This window comes from Marinobacter pelagius, from assembly GCF_003315345.1.
Lineage (GTDB): Bacteria > Pseudomonadota > Gammaproteobacteria > Pseudomonadales > Oleiphilaceae > Marinobacter > Marinobacter pelagius_A.
Genome location: NZ_QNRO01000003.1, coordinates 1 through 16,409 on the forward strand (window position 1 = coordinate 1; position 16,409 = coordinate 16,409).

The window sequence follows — 16,409 nt, forward strand, 5'->3', positions numbered from 1 at the left end:
GACAGCTTCGTTTTCAAGGGCTTTTTACCCTGGGCTTTACGATCGCCTTCGATGGCGTCTTCCAGACTGTCGAGGTAGGCGGCCACCTTCTCCTCCGCCTGCTTCAGGTCATACTTGTTCTTGTTGGCATTGGCCTTGAGGTGCGTGCTGTCGGTATAAAGCACTTCGCCACCAACCAGATCATAGCCCATCGCCTGAAGCACGATCTCATCAAAGATCTCCTGATAGATGCTGCTATCCTGGAACCGCCGCCGGCGGTTTTGGCTCAGGGTGGAAGCGTCTGGAATCTTGTCAGTCAGGTTGAAGCGCAAGAACCAGCGATACGCCACGTTGACCTGTATCTCCCGCACCAACTGCCGTTCACTGCGAATGCCGAACAGATAGCCCAGAAACAGCATTTTGAATAGCACCACCGGATCCAGTGCCGGCCGGCCATTGTTCGAGCAGTACAAATGACGCACCCGGTCACGGATAAATTCGAAATCGATGTACTGATCAATTTTGCGGAGAAGGTGATTATCGGGAACCAGCGATTCGAGACTGACCATCTCGAGTTCATGTTGTTGCGGGGACGGCTCTTTGAGCATGGGGCAGCCTCTGAAAAGTCGATACCCCAATTACAACAAACCCCCGCCGCGATGGCGAGGGTTTGTCAGCAATCTGGGGGGTCGGAAGAAAGTTTTCTTCCGACCCCTTTTTCATGGGTGCCCGCTCAGGCCGCCGGCCGCAGCGAGTAGGCCCGCAGGTGCGCGGCGAACTCTTCGAGGTAGCGGATGCCGCTGGCTTCCGCCTCTTTGCACCAGTCCATCAGCGCCTGCAGTTTTTCCTGGGGCTTGAGCCCGCGCTGGCGCCACAGGGCCTGGAGTTCGTGGCTCTTTTCGTAGATCTGCCTGAGGATCTCGTGCCGCTCCAGCACGGTTTCCAGGTGCTCTTTCTCCCGCGGGTGGATCAGCGTGACTTCCCGTGACAGCAGGCGCTTGAGCTTGCGGTAGCGCGGGCGGATTTCGTCATCCATCAGCGCTTTCTGCTGGCGCAGCACCGGCTCCATCACCCGCTTGCGGTACTGACGCATGATGTCGAAGCGGTTGTTGGCAATAGCCATCACGGTTTCCACATCCACGTCCTGCTTGCCCGGTACGTAATGGGCGATGGGGCGGTAACCCTTGGGTTTGGCCAGACCGAACAGCTGGAACAGGCGGATGTAGCCCCAGCCAATGTCCACCTCGTACCAGCGCCGGGACAGTTTGGAAGAATTCGGGTAGGTGTGGTGGTTGTTGTGCAGCTCCTCGCCGCCGATCAGGATGCCGATCGGGGAGATGTTGCGGGCATTATCAGCGCACTCGAAGTTGCGGTAGCCCAGGTAATGGCCGATGCCATTGACCACACCAGCCGCCCAGACCGGAATCCAGAGCATTTGCAGGGCCCAGATCCAGATACCGTGCACGCCGAACAGCATCAGGTTGAGCGCTGCCATGATGACAATGCCGAGATGCTTGTGCGGGGTATAGAGTTTGCGCTCGACCCAGTCTTCCGGGGTGCGCTGGCCATAGCGTTGCAGGGTTTCCGGGGTAGCCGCCTCGGCGTAGAGTTCGGCGCCTTCGAGGAGCACTTTCCGGATGCCCAGAACCACCGGGCTGTGGGGGTCTTCCTCGGTTTCACACTTGGCGTGGTGCTTGCGATGGATCGCCGTCCACTCCTTGGTGTTCTGGGCGGTGGTCAGCCACAGCCAGAACCGGAAAAAATGCGCCAGCGCAGGATGCAGATCCAGCGAGTTATGGGCGGAATGGCGGTGCAGATAAAGCGTCACGCTTACGATGGTGACATGCGTCAGGGCCAGGGCAACCAGGATCAGTTGCGGCACCGAGAGGTCAAGGAGACCGTTGAACCACATAGTATTTCCTCAAAATCAGATCGGCGGCTTGCAGCCGTTCGGCGAGCGATACATCGGGGTATTGCGCAAACACTCGAAGGGGAAACAAACCAACACCTCAACTTTAGCGTACAGGTGTTCGCTGCAACAACCGAATTTGGCCGAAAATTTGTTACTGATTACACTTGTCTGCCCTGTTTGGTAACACTGCCCGCTGCAGACCACCGGAGATCGCCCGCGTGCCCGAATTACCCGAAGTTGAAACCACCCGCCAGGGCATTGCGCCCCACTGCGAAGGCCAGACCATCACCGATGTTGTGGTGCGCAATGGCCGGCTGCGCTGGCCGGTTCCGGAGGATCTGCCCGAGCGGCTGAGAGGCCAGGTCATCCGCAACGTGGACCGGCGCGCCAAGTACCTTTTTATTAACCTCGATGGCGGCACGGTAATTGTGCATCTGGGCATGTCCGGCAGCCTGAGGGTTATCACCGACAACGCCCCGCCCCAGAGCCATGACCACATTGACCTGACGCTTGCCTCCGGCGTGATCGTGCGCTTCAACGATCCCCGCCGCTTCGGCTGCTGGCTCTGGACCGAAACCGCCGCCAGTCACCCGCTGATCGCGAATCTGGGCCCGGAGCCGCTGTCACCGGAATTCAACGGCCCGCTGCTGTTCCGGCTGTCCAGGGGCAAACAGACACCGGTGAAATCGTTCATCATGGACAATCACGTGGTGGTGGGTGTGGGCAACATCTACGCCAACGAGGCTCTGTTCAAGGCCGGCATTCACCCCAAACGCAAGGCCGGCCGGATCAGCCTGGAACGCTATCACCGGCTCGCCGAAGCGATCCGGAAGACCCTGAGCGCCGCGATCCTGATGGGCGGCACCACCCTGCGGGACTTTGTGAACAGTGATGGCAAGCCCGGATATTTTGCCCAGTCCCTGCTGGTCTATGGCCGGGGCGGTGAGGCGTGCAAGGAATGCGCCGCTACCCTGAAGGAAATCCGGATGAACAACCGCTCCACCGTCTATTGCCCGAAATGCCAGCGCTAGTGTCGCAAAGCGCACATTTTGCAACGAAAAATCGTTTGAAAATGCGCAAATATGATTCATAGTTAACAGAGGATTAATGCTCACGGTCTACAATAGGGTCGTCCTTTGAATGTCCGACCCTCATGCCGATATTGCCAAACCCGAGCATCAACAGGGCCGACAAAGTTCAGGAGACAGTACAATGACCCGCAAGATTTCCCGCACACTCATGGCCACCCTGGCAGCCTGCCTGATGGCTTTCTCATCTGTTGGCCATGCCCAGGCCGTCGATGAGACTCCGTCCGCGCTGGCCATGACCGGAGACGCGCTCTTTGTCCGCCCTGCCCTGCTGGCCACCACCATTATTGGCAGTGCGGTTTACCTGGTATCCCTGCCGTTCTCCGCGCTCGGCGGCAACGCCGGTGAAGCCGGCGAAGTCCTGGTGGTAGGCCCGGCCAAGGCCACCTTCGTACGCTGCCTCGGCTGCACCCGCACCGGCAAGAAGCCGGAAACGGTGGAACAGTCCGGCAACTGATCCCCGCAAATCCGTACTTTTCCGGCTTGTCTTGGCCGGGATTCTCCGGCAGCCTGAAGAAAATCTCTTCAGGCTGTTTTGTTTATGGTGGATTGGTCTTCCGTTGAGACGGTGTTCCTCGATATGGACGGAACCCTGCTCGACCTGCACTTCGACAATCACTTCTGGCTCGAGCACCTGCCCCGGCGCTATGCCGAGCAGTTCGACCTGCACCCGCAGCAGGCCAAAGACACCCTGATCCCCATGATCATGGCCGAGCGGGGCTCCCTGAACTGGTACTGCACCGATTACTGGAGCGAGAAACTGTCCGTTGATATTACCGGGCTCAAGGCCGAAGTGGGCGACCGCATCGGTTACCGTCCCCACGTCACGGATTTTCTCGAAGCCCTCAAGGCCGCCGGGTTGCGTTCGGTGATCGTGACCAACTGCCACCCCGATCCGCTGGCCCTGAAGCTGGAGCGCACCGGGCTTGATCGCTATGTCGACAGCATCGTTTCCAGCCACGACCTGGGCAAGCCCAAAGAGGATCCCCTGTTCTGGCAGGACCTGAAGTCAGTAACTCCTTACACCGCCCCGAGCACCCTGATGGTGGACGACAGCTTTCCCGTGCTTGAAAGTGCCCGGACTGCGGGCATCGGCCAATGCCTGGCCATCCTGGCGCCGGACAGCCGGCAGCCGGCGCGGGAACGGCACCCGGAGATCCCCAGCATCCATCATTTCAACGAAGTCCTGCCCGCACTTCGGCAACGCCAACCCCTGCCATCGAACCGGTGAGCCGGTTATAATTCGACCGTACGCTCATCAGGTGAGGAGACATGACGGCGACCAACGCTGACGACCAGAAGGTACGACTCGACAAATGGCTCTGGGCTGCGCGCTTCTACAAAACGCGTTCCCTGGCCAAGGAAGCCATCGAGGGCGGCAAGGTTCACTACAACAACCAGCGCAGCAAGCCCGGCAAGATCGTGGAAACCGGCGCCAAGGTGACCCTGCGCCTGGGCTGGCAGGAAAAGGTGGTGATCATTGACGACATCAGTGACCGCCGCCGGGGTGCGCCCGAGGCCCAGAAGCTCTATCACGAGACCGAAGACAGCGTGAAACGTCGCGAGGATCTCGCCTGGCAGCGTAAAACCATGCAGGCGGCCCAGCTACCTCCCGCGCGCCGGCCCAACAAGAAGGACCGCCGGGATATCCGGCGCTTCCGCGAACAGCACGGTATCTGAGTCCCGCTCCGGCGGGACCGACCAACCCTTTACCCCGATTCCAGTATTCAATTTCCAGGAGACAGACCATGGCATCCCGTGACCAGTTCCAACGCTTTATCTTCGAGCACAGCCAGGTGCGGGGTGCCTGGGTCCAGCTGGGCGAGAGTTTTCGGGAAATCGGCAGCCAGGCGCCCTACCCGGATTCCGTGCGCGAGCTGCTGGGCGAATCACTGGTCGCCAGTGTGCTGATGAGTTCTTCCCTGAAGTTCGAAGGTACCCTGTCACTGCAGGCCCAGGGCGACGGCCCGATCAGCACGCTCATGGCCGAGTGCAGCCACGACCGCCATATCCGCGGGCTGGCCCGGTTTGACGAGCATTCCATCAGCGAAGAGGATTTCGAAGCCCTGCTGGGCCAGGGTCGCATGGCCATCACCATCACCCCGGCCCAGGGCCAGCGCTACCAGGGCGTCGTGCCCCGTGAGGAAAACAGCCTGGCGGGCTGCCTGGAAGAGTACTTCGAGCGCTCCGAACAGCTTGCCACCAGCCTGTTCCTGTTCGCCGACGAGAACGGTGCCGCCGGCCTGATGCTTCAGCGTCTGCCGGGCCATACCGAGGAGGACGACGAGCTGTGGGAACGGGTCAATCACCTGGCCCGCACGGTCGAGGCCGACGAGCTGCTTGAACTGGACAGCGAGACCCTGCTGTACCGGCTGTTCCATGAGGAGACGGTGCGCCTGTTTGACCCGGAACCGGTGGCTTTCCGGTGCAGCTGTTCCCGGGAGCGGACCCTTGGCGCCCTGGAGGCTATCGGCAAGGAAGAGTGCTACAGCATCCTGGATGAGCAGGGCTCCATCGAAATGGATTGCCAGTTCTGTCATTCTCACTATCGCTTCGATAGAAATGACATTGATCACCTTTTCACCGGCCATACGTTACACTGAACGCGGACTTATATTTGCCCGGAAGCCCCAGCTGGCGCGGCTTCCAGGGCAGTCGTTTTTTACCGGCGTCTCTGGCATAATAGCGCGCCTGAATTGACCCGATTGCTCAGATTTCCGTCAATTTTGGGGGGACGGCCTGGGCAATCACGAAGACATCCCGAGGGCGAGGTCGAAGTGAGCAACACTTATACTGATCTGAGTACAGCACGACTGGTCGAGCTGGCATTGGCACGTAACGAAGGCCAGCTGGCTTGTAACGGTTCACTGGTGGTGAAAACCGGTGATCGTACGGGCCGGTCTCCTATGGACCGCTTCATCGTCGAGGAGCCCAGCACCGCCGACGACATCCAGTGGGGGCCGATCAACCGTCCGTTCGACGCTGACAAGTTCGACGCCGTGTGGGATCGCGTTGAAGCCTACATCGCGGAAAAGGACCAGTTCGTAGCCCACGTGCACGTCGGCTCCGATCCCGAGCATTACCTGCCTGTGAAGATGGTCACCGAGACCGCCTGGCAGAACCTGTTCGGCCAGAACCTGTTCATCCGCCCGGACAGCTACAACCAGGCCGACAAGCAGGAATGGCAGATCCTCAACGCCGCCAACTTCGAGTGTGTACCCGAGCGTGACGGCACCAATTCCGATGGCTGCGTGATCATCAACTTTGCCAAGCGTAAGGTGCTTCTGGCGGGCATGCACTACGCCGGCGAGATGAAGAAGGCGATGTTCTCCGTGCAGAACTTCCTGCTGCCCGAGAAAGACGTGCTGCCGATGCACTGCTCCGCCAACGTCAGCGAGACTGGCGAAACCTGCCTGTTCTTCGGTCTGTCCGGCACCGGCAAGACCACTCTGTCCGCCGATCCGCACCGCTACCTGATCGGTGACGACGAGCACGGCTGGGGCACGGGTACCGTTTTCAACATCGAAGGCGGCTGCTACGCCAAGTGCATCGATCTGAGCCAGAAGAACGAACCGATCATCTGGGACGCTATCCGTTTCGGCGCCATCGTTGAAAACGTGATGATCGACGAGGAAACCCGCGTACCGGATTACACCGACGTTTCCCTCACCGAAAACTCCCGTTGTGCCTACCCGCTGGAGCACGTGGAGAAGCGCGTGATCGAGAACCGGGCCGGCGAGCCGTCCCACATCGTGTTCCTGACCTGCGACATGACCGGCGTGCTGCCGCCCGTGTCCATCCTGAACCGTGAAGCGGCGGCCTACCACTTCCTGAGCGGCTACACCGCCCTGGTGGGTTCCACCGAGATGGGCTCCTCTTCAAAGCTCAAGTCCACCTTCTCCACCTGCTTCGGCGCACCGTTCTTCCCGCGTCCGGCCGGCGTCTACGCCGAGCTGCTGATGAAGCGCATGGACGAGTTCGGCAGCAAGGTATTCCTGGTTAACACTGGCTGGACCGGCGGCCCCTACGGCGAAGGCAGCCGTTTCAGCATCCCGACCACCCGCGCCATCATCGCCGCAATCCAGAACGGCGACCTGGACGACGTGGAAACCGAGCACCTGGACGCCCTGAACCTGGACGTTCCCAAGCACGTGCCGGGTGTCGATACCGAACTGCTGAACCCGCGCAATACCTGGGTCAGCCCGGACTATTACGACGGCAAGGCCCAGGAACTGATTGCCCAGTTCGTTGAGAACTTCAAGAAGTTCGACGTGGCCGACTCCATCGTTGAGGCCGGACCGAAGCTGAGCTGAGTTTCATAGTGAAAATGGGGTCAGAAGAAAGCGTTCTTCTGACCCCGGGTTCATGATCCGGATTCGCGGTATAAAAAGGGGTCAGATGAAGGCTTTCATCTGACCCCATGTTCACGCCCCGGATTCGTTCAGACCGCTACTACCTGGGACCTCAGCCCATACAGGGCGTACAGCACTTCCTCCTGCTCCCTCTGACCAATACCATTCCTATCCAGCGCCAGCAGCGCGTCGTCCAGAACGGCCATGAACTCGGCCGGAGAGATGTTCATACCACGGTGAGCCGACATCATATCCTTACCCTGATAGGCATCGGATGGGCCTCCCGTCGCGGTCACGAAGAAAGTGGCCGCCGCATGTTTGAGTTTTGGCAGATCAGCGCCGGCAAACCGGACGCCGATAAGCTTGTTTGCAGCATGGTTATCAACCACATCATTCGCAATCTGCGTGATGCCTTCCACGCCGCCGAGTCGGTTGAACAATGATTCACTCATGATGCCCTCCCTGCGCGTTTTGCGCTTCGAACAATCAAAGACTAGCATTTGCAGTAGATCGAACTACTACACAATCTGTAGCGGCTCCTGTCGTCTTACTCAGCCAAGCGGGGAGGATCTGCGATGCTGAGCTATGGCCAATTCTGTCCCCTTGCTCAATCTACCCAGCTTCTGTGCGAACGATGGACGCTCCTCGTCATCCGAGAGCTGATCGCCGGCAGTACCCGTTTTTCTGAGCTCCAGCGGGGCTTGCCGTTGATCTCACCCACCATGTTGTCCCGCCGATTGAAGACCCTTGAGCGTGCAGGTGTGATCAGAACCGGCAGCGAACAGGGCCACTCCGTTTACGAACTCACCGAGGCGGGCCGCGAGCTTCGGCCGGTGGTGGAGCTGCTGGGTGCCTGGGGGCACCGGTGGGCCAGATCTGACCTTAGCGAGGGGGATCTGGATGCAGGCCTGCTCATGTGGGACATGCGCCGGAGCATTAATCCTGACGTTTTTGGTAATCGGCAGGTGGTGGTGGAGTTTGAGTACCCGGACGCCCCGAAAGGTGCCCGGCACTGGTGGCTGGTGGCGCGTGAAGGTGAAATTGACCTCTGCCTGCACGATCCCGGCCACGAGGTCGACCTGTTTGTGCGCAGCTCCCTCAGGGCGATGACCCGGGTCTGGATTTGCGAGCAGACGCTCAACGAGGCGATAGGGTCGGGGGAAATCAGGGTTCTGGGGAACCCCGAGCTCGCCGGCAGGCTTCAGGACTGGCTCACCGCCAGCCCCCTGTCAAAACTCGGAACCAGGCCACCCCCCGAGGTGATCTGGAAATCTGCCAATCAGGCGTAGAAGATCAACGGGCCAAAGGCCACCAGCAACAGCGAGATCCCCATGGCAATCAGGGGCAGGATGATCCGCTCGTGGCGCTGATAGAAGGTACCGGTTTCCTGTTGCGCTGCCGTGACCTCGGCCTCGCCCACCACCTGCCTTGTGAGCAGATGGTTAAGCGCCACCGGCGGACTCAGATAACCCAGCTCGAAGGCCACCAGGGTGACCATCCAGAAGTGGACGGGGTGAATACCGCTGGCGTAGGCAATACTGGCCACGGTGGCGGTTACCAGGATGACCGCCCCGAACGCATCCATGATCATCCCGAGGATGACCAGAATCACCACCATCAGCAGCATCGCGGACCAGGCACTGTCGAAGGCCTGGGGAAAGCTCTGCATGATATGGGAGCGTTCGATCACACCGCCGATGCTGACTGAGAGCCCCAGTAGCAGCAGCAGCGCGCCAATTTCCGCCGTGGTATCGTTGGTCGCGCCCCGGACGCTGCGCTCCAGGCCCTGGTGGTTGATCTCCCCGGACGCCCTGCCTCTGCGGTTCTTCAGGCTGATATGCTCATACAGCAGGATGGCCAGCATGATTACCGGCAGCAACCGGGGCGCCGAGAACTCATCCATCCCCACATCCAGGGCATAGCGGTAAAACAGGACCACCACCGCAATCACCAGCACATAGGGGATCAGGGGTTTCAGCGCCTGGAGCATCTCCGGTAACGCCTGTGAGGACGGTGCCAGATCAAACCGGCTCTGGCGGTTTACCGACAGTGCCACCAGGGTAAACATTGCGGCCGTCAGCATGAAAACCCAGATACCCCAGCCGAACAGTTCATCGGTGGTCACTTCCCGGTTCAGGTAGGCGATCACCACAACCAGGAGGCATGGCCTCAGCACCACCCCGAGGGACCCGGACATCGCGGTGGCGGCCAGCGCCAGCTGGCGCCGGGCCCCGGCGGCACGAAGCTCACTGTAAATCACCGCCCCGGCAGCGATGACAAAGATCCCGGAGGCACCGGTGTAGGCGGTGGGCACCGCAGCCACCAGCACGGCCACCACCGCCAGCAGTTCCGGCGGCATGCGCCAGGGCCGGAACACGTTGAACACCAGGGTCGCCAGACGGGTCTGCTTGAGCATCATACCCACCCAGACATACAGCCCGACATTCAGGAACATGTCCGCCAGCTCCATCATCTTGCCCAGGTAGATACCAATGCCCGAGGCGTGGCCAATCAGGGCGAAATAGGTGCCCGAGATCAGGCACATGACGGTATAGAGCGGCACCGCCAGGAATGCCTTGTTCAGGTTGCCGCCTTCCTGAAGATCCCGGGGCACCCGCAACAACCGATAGAGGCTGGCCAGGGTCAGACAGGCAAAGCCGGCGATCCAGAGGTTGTGTAGCAGCAATTCCTCACCGGAAACCAGGGTGTCCGACCCCAGGCTGGCCTGGCGGAAGATCACGCTGGATCCCAGCAACATGGCATTGGCAATGGTTTGCAGGGCGTGGGAAACCGTGTAATCCAGCCGGGTTTCCATCGCCCGCATGGCAATGTGATGACGGGTCAGGGTAGCGGTCACAGCACACAGCATGACCAGAATGACCAGGATGTAGCGCTGCGACTCCAGGCCAAGGGCGATGACGTCCGCGACAAACAGCTCCACCGCCCGGTAGACCTTGACCCCCGGCGTAAGGTTGTTCTTCAGGTTCTGATAATTCTGGTAAGCCGCCTTGCAGTCCGCGACTGATCGTTCGATCGCCAGGCGTACCTCGTCCGGATCCTTTTCCTCGGCGCCGAGCAACGCAGCCATCGGGTCGTCGCTCTCCGGCTCCTGCGCCATCTCGGCGGCAACGGCGGCTTCGATATCCCGGTTCGGATCGCACTCCGGTGCCACCGGATCCATCCGGAGTTTGTAATAACCACTCCACAGCTGCTCACCGGTCTGCAGCATCCGGTTGTGGATATCACTGCTGGTGGAGAACAACACCACCGCCAACAGCAGCAAGCAGGCCGGCAGCGACGAAAACCACTCCAGTCCGGTACGACGAAAACCAGCCTTGGTCATAACTAACTATCCCCGGCAACCGTTTTTTTACAGCAGATCATCCAGATCCATGGTTTCGACCGACTCTTTCCGGTCGTCCCAGAAGGTGCCGAGCTGGCCAAGTGGCGTACGGTGACCGGTATTCTCCACCCACATCCGGTCGGAAATGGCCACGATCATGTTGGTGGCCATGGCGTCGACGAAGCGCCAGTCCTCGTTCGCCGGATCCTGCTCAAGGGATTCGGCATGCTCTCGAATAACTTCCCGAAGCAGTGGCTCATCACCCTTGTTCAGGGCGGCGATGGCATGGAACACATGCGGCAGGCGGACGCCTGCGGCCTCACCCTGATCGTCGGCGATCTCCAGCCGCTCAAAGGCATCCTCACCCTCGGGCTGGGCTCCGGGAATCATCGCCCAGACAGTAGCGCGCAAAGCCATGGGTGCTCCCCACCACTTGTCGTTAGCCAGACAACTGGTGCCCCGTGCCACGACAGAACCGATATTGGCCGGCACACCGATCGACGAGGTGGACTGGATCTGGGCATTCAGTGCCTGCAGGCCCGACAGCAGGCCGGCGAAGTACATGAACTCGTCCATGTCATCCTCGAATTCCGGGCACTCACCGGTCCCGACTTCGCCGTAATGGGTTTCATGGTGCTGCCAGGCCCGGAAGTAGCGACGGGAGGCGAGAGCATAGGCCCGTTTCTGGCGAATCATGGCATCTTCCGCTTCCTCCGCCTCCATTCCGTGCAGGGCCGCCAGGGCATCCAGCTCGTACTCCCTGGCCTGCTCCTCGGCACAACCACCCGAGGAAAGGTACAGCATGACCGCCAGCTGGTCCGGTTCATCCGTGACCCGGCCGAAGGACATCAGCAGCGGTGCCGTTGCCTCGCTCATGGCACATCCCATGGCCAGATCCTGTGACTTCATCAGGTACGGAACCGTGTGATTGCGGGAGAATCCCTGCATGACGTCACCGGTGGTCTTGTACATCATGTGGTCAATCGCACCGCAGCCAGTGACCAGGGTCGTGACGGCAAGCGCAGAGAGCAGGCCACGGAAGCGGACCCGCAGGGTGCTCGGAGATCGGGGGGATTTGCGGAGGTCGGTCATGACTTCTGTACCTTTTTTACATTCTTGTTCTGATCGCGCGGACTCGACACCGGCAGCCGGCCCAAATGTTACGAACTGTAACCGGCGGGCATTATGGCTTGTCAGGGTCGGTTTTTATGAGACGGAGGCCGCAAATGACGCCTTCAGCCGATGCTTTGGTAACAGCCCGGTTTGCACAATCTGCGCCGAGCCACTATAGATTTCTGTCGACAACGACAATAAGAGGACTCTCCCATGCGTAAACCTGAACTCGCTGCCGCCATTGCGGACCGCACCGGTATGACCCGGGAAAAAGCCGGCGAAGTCATTGCCGCTTTCACCGACCAGGTATCCGCCGCTGCCGCCCGTGGCGAGGATGTCAGCCTGATCGGCTTCGGAACCTTCAATATCCGCAGCCGTGAGGCCCGCAGTGGCCGCAACCCCCAGACCGGGGCGTCCATCCGGATTCCGGCCAGCAAGACGGTCGGGTTCAAGGCGGGTAAAGCCCTGAAGGATGCGGTTCAGTAAGGAGCATCGGGCCCGCGCCGCGGGCCCTTGCTCTCAGGAGGCGCACTCCGCACGGGCACCATCCACCCGGCACCGAATCGCCTTCATCAGCTTGATGGCACGCTTGTCGTAAACACCATCCTCCAGCAGAGACAGACGTACCTTTCTCAGCATCTTGTCGTACTCGGCAGTATCTTCCTGCGGCAGGCTCATCCAGACATCTTCGGGAATGCCGGCTTCAGCCTCTGCAATGATCCCGTAGGCTTCGTCCAGCCGCTGGATAGCCTGGTCTCGGACCATCTGCCCGGCGTCATCCGGGAAGCGATCCCGGTGAATGATCACCTGGAAGTTCATGTAGGCGAGCGCATAGCGGACCACAGCACCGTCCGGATTCACGCCCTTGTACAGCTCCAGGGGCTGGTAGGCCACCGCCGGAGCATAGGCGAGATCGACGCTGCCGTTGTTGAACTTGCCGGCGAAATTAGCGGAGTTGGAACCCACCACCGAGGCGCCGACGTGGCGCACCATACGCACCGATGCCTCGTCATAATCCAGGGTCGCGATGCGCTTGCCCTGCAGCTTCTCCACCGAGTCGATATTGCGATCCCGCGTATGCAGGTAGATCGCGCCGGCCGGGAACACGCCAGCGACCTCGTAGGGTCCGTTCACCAGTAACGGCCGGGCCTTGGGTTGGCTCAGGGTGTTGTACAGCAGGCGCATCTCCTCTTCGCCCGGTACCGCGCCCATGGCCTCGAGGCTGCCGGTAAACTTGTTGAACTCGCGGGCTCGGGTGCCGGTCAGCAGAACGGCATCACACTGGCCGGCCTTGAAGTCCTCGGCCGCCACCTTTTCATCGGTATAGGCCCGCAGGTCGAGCTTGATACCCCGCTTCAGGGCCACCGGCTGGAAGGTCTTGGTGATGGCGAACAGCGGGCCATTGGCCCCCACCGGATCAAAGACACAGAAGCTGCGTTCGAGGATCTCCTTGGGTGCCTGTTCCTGGGCCTGCCCAAGAGAGGGGAACAACAGGGATGCGCACAGGGTGGCGGCCACCGCCACCCGATGCGGGAAGTGTGCTGATTTCACGGGATGACTCCTGATTTATTATTGTCGGGCGCCGGAACGTCCGGGTGCCGGCGTTGCCACGTAGTCCTTGAGCGACCTTAGGTCGACCGCTACAAGAATACGTTGGCACAGGTGCCTGCCATCAAGGTCTTTTCAGCAAGAGGGGGAGATTCTGTGATGGTATCGACAGAGGTCACCGGACCTCTGCCGCATTTCCGGGCTCAGACCTGGAGCGCGTCCCAGGCCTTCTGACCCTCGACCAGGGTCAGCCGGACCACGCCCGGCAGCTCTCGGCCGATGACCGGTGCATGGCGTCCGGCTGAAACCAGGGTGCTGTCGTCGGCGGTCCAGGTCGCAGTGGGGTCAAACAGGCAAAGATCGGCCATATCTCCCTCGCCGAGCCCCGCGGTCCGACCGATGACGGATGCCGGCCCGGTAGTCAGAGCCCGCACCAGGTCGGTCAACGCCAGCTCATCCCGTTCAACCAGCTCCAGTCCGAGCGAAAGCACGCTTTCGATGGTGGACAGACCCGGCTCGGTGGCGGCGAGCGGAGCCTGTTTGGCCGCCGTATCATGGGGCTGGTGCTGGCTGACAATCGCAGCAATGACGCCGTCCCTGACACCGGCAACCAGCGCTCTCCGGTCACTTTCGGAGCGCAGCGGCGGGCGCACATGGAAGCGGCTGTCAAAGCCGGCCAGGGCATCCTCGGTAAACACCAGCTGGTGCATGGCGACGTCGGCCGTGACCTTGATTCCCCGCTGCTGCGCTTCCGCCAGCATTTCGACACTGCGGGCACAGGAGAGCTGGCTCAAATGCAGCCGTACACCCGTCTCCTCCGCCAGTAGCAGCATTTCCATGACCGCGGCCGTCTCCGCCACTTCGGGAATCCCCAGCAACCCCAGGCGGGAGGTCACCAGACCGTCATGGGCATAGCCGTCTGCCGCCAGGGCCTGGTTTTCCGGGCTGAACATCACCGTCAGGCCGAAGGTCTGGGCATAGGCCATACAGCGGCGCAGGATGCGGGCGTTCCGCACCCCGCGGGAACCATTACCCACCGCGACACAGCCGGCGTTCCTGAGACCCGCCATGTCGCTGAGCAGGTCGCCTTCCAGCCCGCGGGTGATGGCGCCGATGGGCAATACCCGGATCGGGGAGCGACTGGCGGCCACATCCCGGATCAGGTGCGTCACCGCCCCGGAATCATTGACCGGCGAGGTTTCCGGCGAGGCGCAAACCGTGGTGAACCCGCCATGGGCTGCCGCCCGCGTTTCCGAGGCAATGTTGCCCTTCTGGCCATTGCCCGGTTCACGAAGGTTGCAGCAAAGATCGACAAAACCCGGGGCGATCACCCAGCCCTCCGCGTTGATAGTGTCATCCACATCGGTACTGCGGGCCTGGCTGCCGGTGGCGGCAATCCGGCCATCCCGGATCAGCAGGGCATCGTTCTCGACCTCCCGGCCCTCGCCATCAATCAGTCGGCCTCCGGTAATCAGCAGCTGCGGCGAGGATTGGTTGCTGGTTTGACTCATGCCTTTGCCCTCTCTGCCTTCTGCTGTCGTTCTGCCACCTGCCCCCCCATGGCCATGGACATCACCGCCATCCGGATGGCGATGCCGTTGGTGACCTGGTTGAGAATCACCGACTGGGGACCATCGGCAACCGCCGATTCGATTTCCACGCCCCGGTTGATCGGCCCGGGGTGCATCACGATGCACTCCGGATGAGCCAGCGCCAGCTTCTCGCGATTCAGGCCGTACAACCGGTAGAACTCCCGCTCACTGGGCAGCAGAGCCCCTTCCATACGTTCCTTCTGGAGGCGCAGCATGATGACCACATCCAGGTCCTTCATGCCTTTCTCCATATCGTATTCCACTGTACAGCCCAAACTCTCCACATCTTTGGGCAACAAGGTTCCCGGGGCGATCACCCGAACCTCTTCCGCTCCGAGCACATTCAGTGCCCGGATCTGGGAGCGGGCAACACGGGAATGCAGGACATCGCCGACAATGGCGACCTTCAGGCCGTCAAACCGCTGCTTGTGCTGGCGAATGGTGAGCATGTCCAGCATCGCCTGGGTCGGGTGGGCATGGCGGCCGTCGCCGGCATTGATGATGGCAACCCCGGGGGTCACACTCTCGGCAATGAAATGCGGTGCCCCGCTCTGGGAGTGGCGCACCACAAACATGTCGCTGGCCATGGCCTCGAGGTTGAGCAGGGTGTCGGACAGGGATTCGCCCTTGGAGGTGGCCGAAGTGCTGATATCCAGGTTCAGCACGTCCGCCGACAGGCGCTTGGCGGCAAGCTCGAAGGTGCTTCGGGTACGGGTACTGGACTCGAAGAACAGGTTGACCACCGTTCGCCCCCGCAACAGCGGCACTTTCTTGATGGTCCGCTCCCCCACCTCGATGAACGAGTCGGCGGTATCCAGGATGTCGGTGAGCAAATCACGGTCCAGGCCGTCGAGGGTGAGGAAATGCCGCAACTGACCATCCCGGGTCAGCTGCAAGTGGTGCGGGGAAGGGTCGTGTGCGGTCATGGGTCGCCTGTTTGCTGTGTTGCCGTATGGAATCGCTGGTTACTGCCCGGTTTCCTGTAGTTCGATGCGCAGGGGATCGGGGCCCCGGAGCTTGACCCGCTGATGGGCATTCAGGGACAGCACCCGGCCGGCCACATCCGGCTGGATCGGCAGTTCCCGGGCGCCGAGATCAATCAGGGTGGCCAGTATGATACTGGCTGGACGACCGTAGTCGAAAATTTCGTTCATGGCGGCACGGATGGTCCGGCCACTCATGATGACGTCATCAATGAGGATGATGTCCCGGCCCTCGGTATCGAACGGCAGACTGGAGGGCTTCACCCTCGGATTCAGGCCGATGCGGCTGAAGTCGTCCCGGTAAAACGAGATATCGAGCTCCCCGAAAGCCTGATCGATGCCCAGGCGCTTGCTGAGCACATCCGCCAGCCAGACGCCGCCGGTACGGATACCGATCACCGCCGGCTCGGTCACATTGCGCTCCTCCAGGATCCGGCGCAATCCCGTTTCCAGCTCATCCAGCAGCTGGTTGATATCAAGCTGTGCGGTCATCAGGTCC

Annotated in this window: 17 protein-coding genes; 8 read left to right on the forward strand and 9 right to left on the reverse strand. The window is 61.0% G+C overall.

Annotated features, from left to right (window positions below; translation table 11 throughout):
- The coding region (locus tag DET50_RS03965) for a transposase (protein ID WP_147252191.1) at positions 1-587 on the reverse strand (587 nt) is incomplete at its 3' end.
- A gap of 125 nt (positions 588-712) precedes the next feature.
- Positions 713-1,891, reverse strand: coding sequence for a DesA family fatty acid desaturase (locus DET50_RS03970; RefSeq protein WP_113861589.1), 1,179 nt, complete (start codon positions 1,889-1,891; stop codon positions 713-715).
- A 218-nt stretch (positions 1,892-2,109) separates the two neighbouring features.
- On the opposite strand from DET50_RS03970, the gene mutM reads away from it, so the two are divergent.
- The 6 genes from mutM (at position 2,110) to DET50_RS04000 (ending at position 7,292) form a co-directional block, all read left to right on the forward strand.
- Positions 2,110-2,922: a bifunctional DNA-formamidopyrimidine glycosylase/DNA-(apurinic or apyrimidinic site) lyase gene (gene mutM / locus DET50_RS03975; RefSeq protein WP_113861590.1), complete on the forward strand. Its 813-nt coding sequence runs from the start codon at positions 2,110-2,112 to the stop codon at positions 2,920-2,922.
- 181 nt (positions 2,923-3,103) lie between these two features.
- Positions 3,104-3,436 (forward strand): hypothetical protein, encoded by a 333-nt coding sequence (locus DET50_RS03980; RefSeq protein WP_113861591.1) that lies wholly within the window; start codon positions 3,104-3,106, stop codon positions 3,434-3,436.
- Between the two features lie 84 nt (positions 3,437-3,520).
- Complete coding sequence (yrfG, locus tag DET50_RS03985; RefSeq protein WP_113861592.1) at positions 3,521-4,210, forward strand: GMP/IMP nucleotidase; 690 nt, start codon at positions 3,521-3,523, stop codon at positions 4,208-4,210.
- Between the two features lie 41 nt (positions 4,211-4,251).
- Positions 4,252-4,659 (forward strand): ribosome-associated heat shock protein Hsp15, encoded by a 408-nt coding sequence (hslR, locus tag DET50_RS03990; protein ID WP_091998052.1) that lies wholly within the window; start codon positions 4,252-4,254, stop codon positions 4,657-4,659.
- A 68-nt stretch (positions 4,660-4,727) separates the two neighbouring features.
- Positions 4,728-5,582 (forward strand): Hsp33 family molecular chaperone HslO, encoded by an 855-nt coding sequence (gene hslO / locus DET50_RS03995; protein ID WP_113861593.1) that lies wholly within the window; start codon positions 4,728-4,730, stop codon positions 5,580-5,582.
- Positions 5,583-5,756: 174 nt separating this feature from the next.
- Positions 5,757-7,292 carry a phosphoenolpyruvate carboxykinase gene (locus tag DET50_RS04000; RefSeq protein ID WP_113861594.1) on the forward strand — a complete coding sequence of 512 codons (1,536 nt, stop codon included), beginning with the start codon at positions 5,757-5,759 and terminating at the stop codon, positions 7,290-7,292.
- 128 nt (positions 7,293-7,420) lie between these two features.
- Here the strand turns inward: DET50_RS04000 and DET50_RS04005 are convergent, their stop codons facing one another.
- Positions 7,421-7,783 (reverse strand): group I truncated hemoglobin, encoded by a 363-nt coding sequence (locus tag DET50_RS04005; RefSeq protein WP_113861595.1) that lies wholly within the window; start codon positions 7,781-7,783, stop codon positions 7,421-7,423.
- Positions 7,784-7,906: 123 nt separating this feature from the next.
- Here DET50_RS04005 and DET50_RS04010 point away from each other — a divergent pair, with 123 nt between their 5' ends.
- Complete coding sequence (locus DET50_RS04010; protein WP_113861596.1) at positions 7,907-8,620, forward strand: winged helix-turn-helix transcriptional regulator; 714 nt, start codon at positions 7,907-7,909, stop codon at positions 8,618-8,620.
- On the opposite strand, the gene DET50_RS04015 is transcribed toward DET50_RS04010, so the two are convergent.
- Both DET50_RS04015 and DET50_RS04020 read right to left on the reverse strand, forming a co-directional pair.
- On the reverse strand, positions 8,611-10,674 hold the full coding sequence (locus tag DET50_RS04015; RefSeq protein WP_113861597.1) for a TRAP transporter large permease subunit: 2,064 nt from the start codon (positions 10,672-10,674) through the stop codon (positions 8,611-8,613). The two genes, DET50_RS04010 and DET50_RS04015, sit on opposite strands and share 10 nt — an antisense overlap.
- Before the next feature lie 27 nt (positions 10,675-10,701).
- Positions 10,702-11,766: a hypothetical protein gene (locus DET50_RS04020; RefSeq protein WP_113861598.1), complete on the reverse strand. Its 1,065-nt coding sequence runs from the start codon at positions 11,764-11,766 to the stop codon at positions 10,702-10,704.
- 234 nt (positions 11,767-12,000) lie between these two features.
- On the opposite strand from DET50_RS04020, the gene DET50_RS04025 reads away from it, so the two are divergent.
- Positions 12,001-12,273: an HU family DNA-binding protein gene (locus tag DET50_RS04025; RefSeq protein ID WP_113861599.1), complete on the forward strand. Its 273-nt coding sequence runs from the start codon at positions 12,001-12,003 to the stop codon at positions 12,271-12,273.
- 33 nt (positions 12,274-12,306) lie between these two features.
- Here DET50_RS04025 and DET50_RS04030 read toward each other — a convergent pair whose 3' ends face one another.
- The 4 genes from DET50_RS04030 to pyrR all read right to left on the reverse strand — a co-directional run bounded on the left by DET50_RS04030 (position 12,307) and on the right by pyrR (position 16,402).
- Positions 12,307-13,338, reverse strand: a complete 1,032-nt coding sequence (locus tag DET50_RS04030) for a putative solute-binding protein (protein WP_113861600.1) — start codon at positions 13,336-13,338, stop codon at positions 12,307-12,309.
- A gap of 200 nt (positions 13,339-13,538) precedes the next feature.
- Positions 13,539-14,846, reverse strand: coding sequence for a dihydroorotase (locus DET50_RS04035; protein WP_113861601.1), 1,308 nt, complete (start codon positions 14,844-14,846; stop codon positions 13,539-13,541).
- Positions 14,843-15,853 (reverse strand): aspartate carbamoyltransferase catalytic subunit, encoded by a 1,011-nt coding sequence (locus DET50_RS04040; protein ID WP_091998069.1) that lies wholly within the window; start codon positions 15,851-15,853, stop codon positions 14,843-14,845. Before DET50_RS04040 ends, DET50_RS04035 begins: the two co-directional genes overlap by 4 nt.
- Before the next feature lie 39 nt (positions 15,854-15,892).
- Positions 15,893-16,402: a bifunctional pyr operon transcriptional regulator/uracil phosphoribosyltransferase PyrR gene (pyrR, locus tag DET50_RS04045; RefSeq protein ID WP_113861602.1), complete on the reverse strand. Its 510-nt coding sequence runs from the start codon at positions 16,400-16,402 to the stop codon at positions 15,893-15,895.
- Positions 16,403-16,409: the final 7 nt, after the last annotated feature.

Bases quoted from the DNA above. Each gene is read 5' to 3' on its own strand.
- DET50_RS03970 (WP_113861589.1), bottom strand. From the start codon at position 1,891: ATGTGGTTCAACGGTCTCCTTGACCTCTCGGTGCCGCAACTGATCCTG.
- DET50_RS03980 (WP_113861591.1), top strand. From the start codon at position 3,104: ATGACCCGCAAGATTTCCCGCACACTCATGGCCACCCTGGCAGCCTGC.
- yrfG (WP_113861592.1), top strand. From the start codon at position 3,521: ATGGTGGATTGGTCTTCCGTTGAGACGGTGTTCCTCGATATGGACGGA.
- hslR (WP_091998052.1), top strand. From the start codon at position 4,252: ATGACGGCGACCAACGCTGACGACCAGAAGGTACGACTCGACAAATGG.
- hslO (WP_113861593.1), top strand. From the start codon at position 4,728: ATGGCATCCCGTGACCAGTTCCAACGCTTTATCTTCGAGCACAGCCAG.
- DET50_RS04005 (WP_113861595.1), bottom strand. From the start codon at position 7,783: ATGAGTGAATCATTGTTCAACCGACTCGGCGGCGTGGAAGGCATCACG.
- DET50_RS04010 (WP_113861596.1), top strand. From the start codon at position 7,907: ATGCTGAGCTATGGCCAATTCTGTCCCCTTGCTCAATCTACCCAGCTT.
- DET50_RS04015 (WP_113861597.1), bottom strand. From the start codon at position 10,674: ATGACCAAGGCTGGTTTTCGTCGTACCGGACTGGAGTGGTTTTCGTCG.
- DET50_RS04020 (WP_113861598.1), bottom strand. From the start codon at position 11,766: ATGACCGACCTCCGCAAATCCCCCCGATCTCCGAGCACCCTGCGGGTC.
- DET50_RS04025 (WP_113861599.1), top strand. From the start codon at position 12,001: ATGCGTAAACCTGAACTCGCTGCCGCCATTGCGGACCGCACCGGTATG.
- DET50_RS04035 (WP_113861601.1), bottom strand. From the start codon at position 14,846: ATGAGTCAAACCAGCAACCAATCCTCGCCGCAGCTGCTGATTACCGGA.
- DET50_RS04040 (WP_091998069.1), bottom strand. From the start codon at position 15,853: ATGACCGCACACGACCCTTCCCCGCACCACTTGCAGCTGACCCGGGAT.
- pyrR (WP_113861602.1), bottom strand. From the start codon at position 16,402: ATGACCGCACAGCTTGATATCAACCAGCTGCTGGATGAGCTGGAAACG.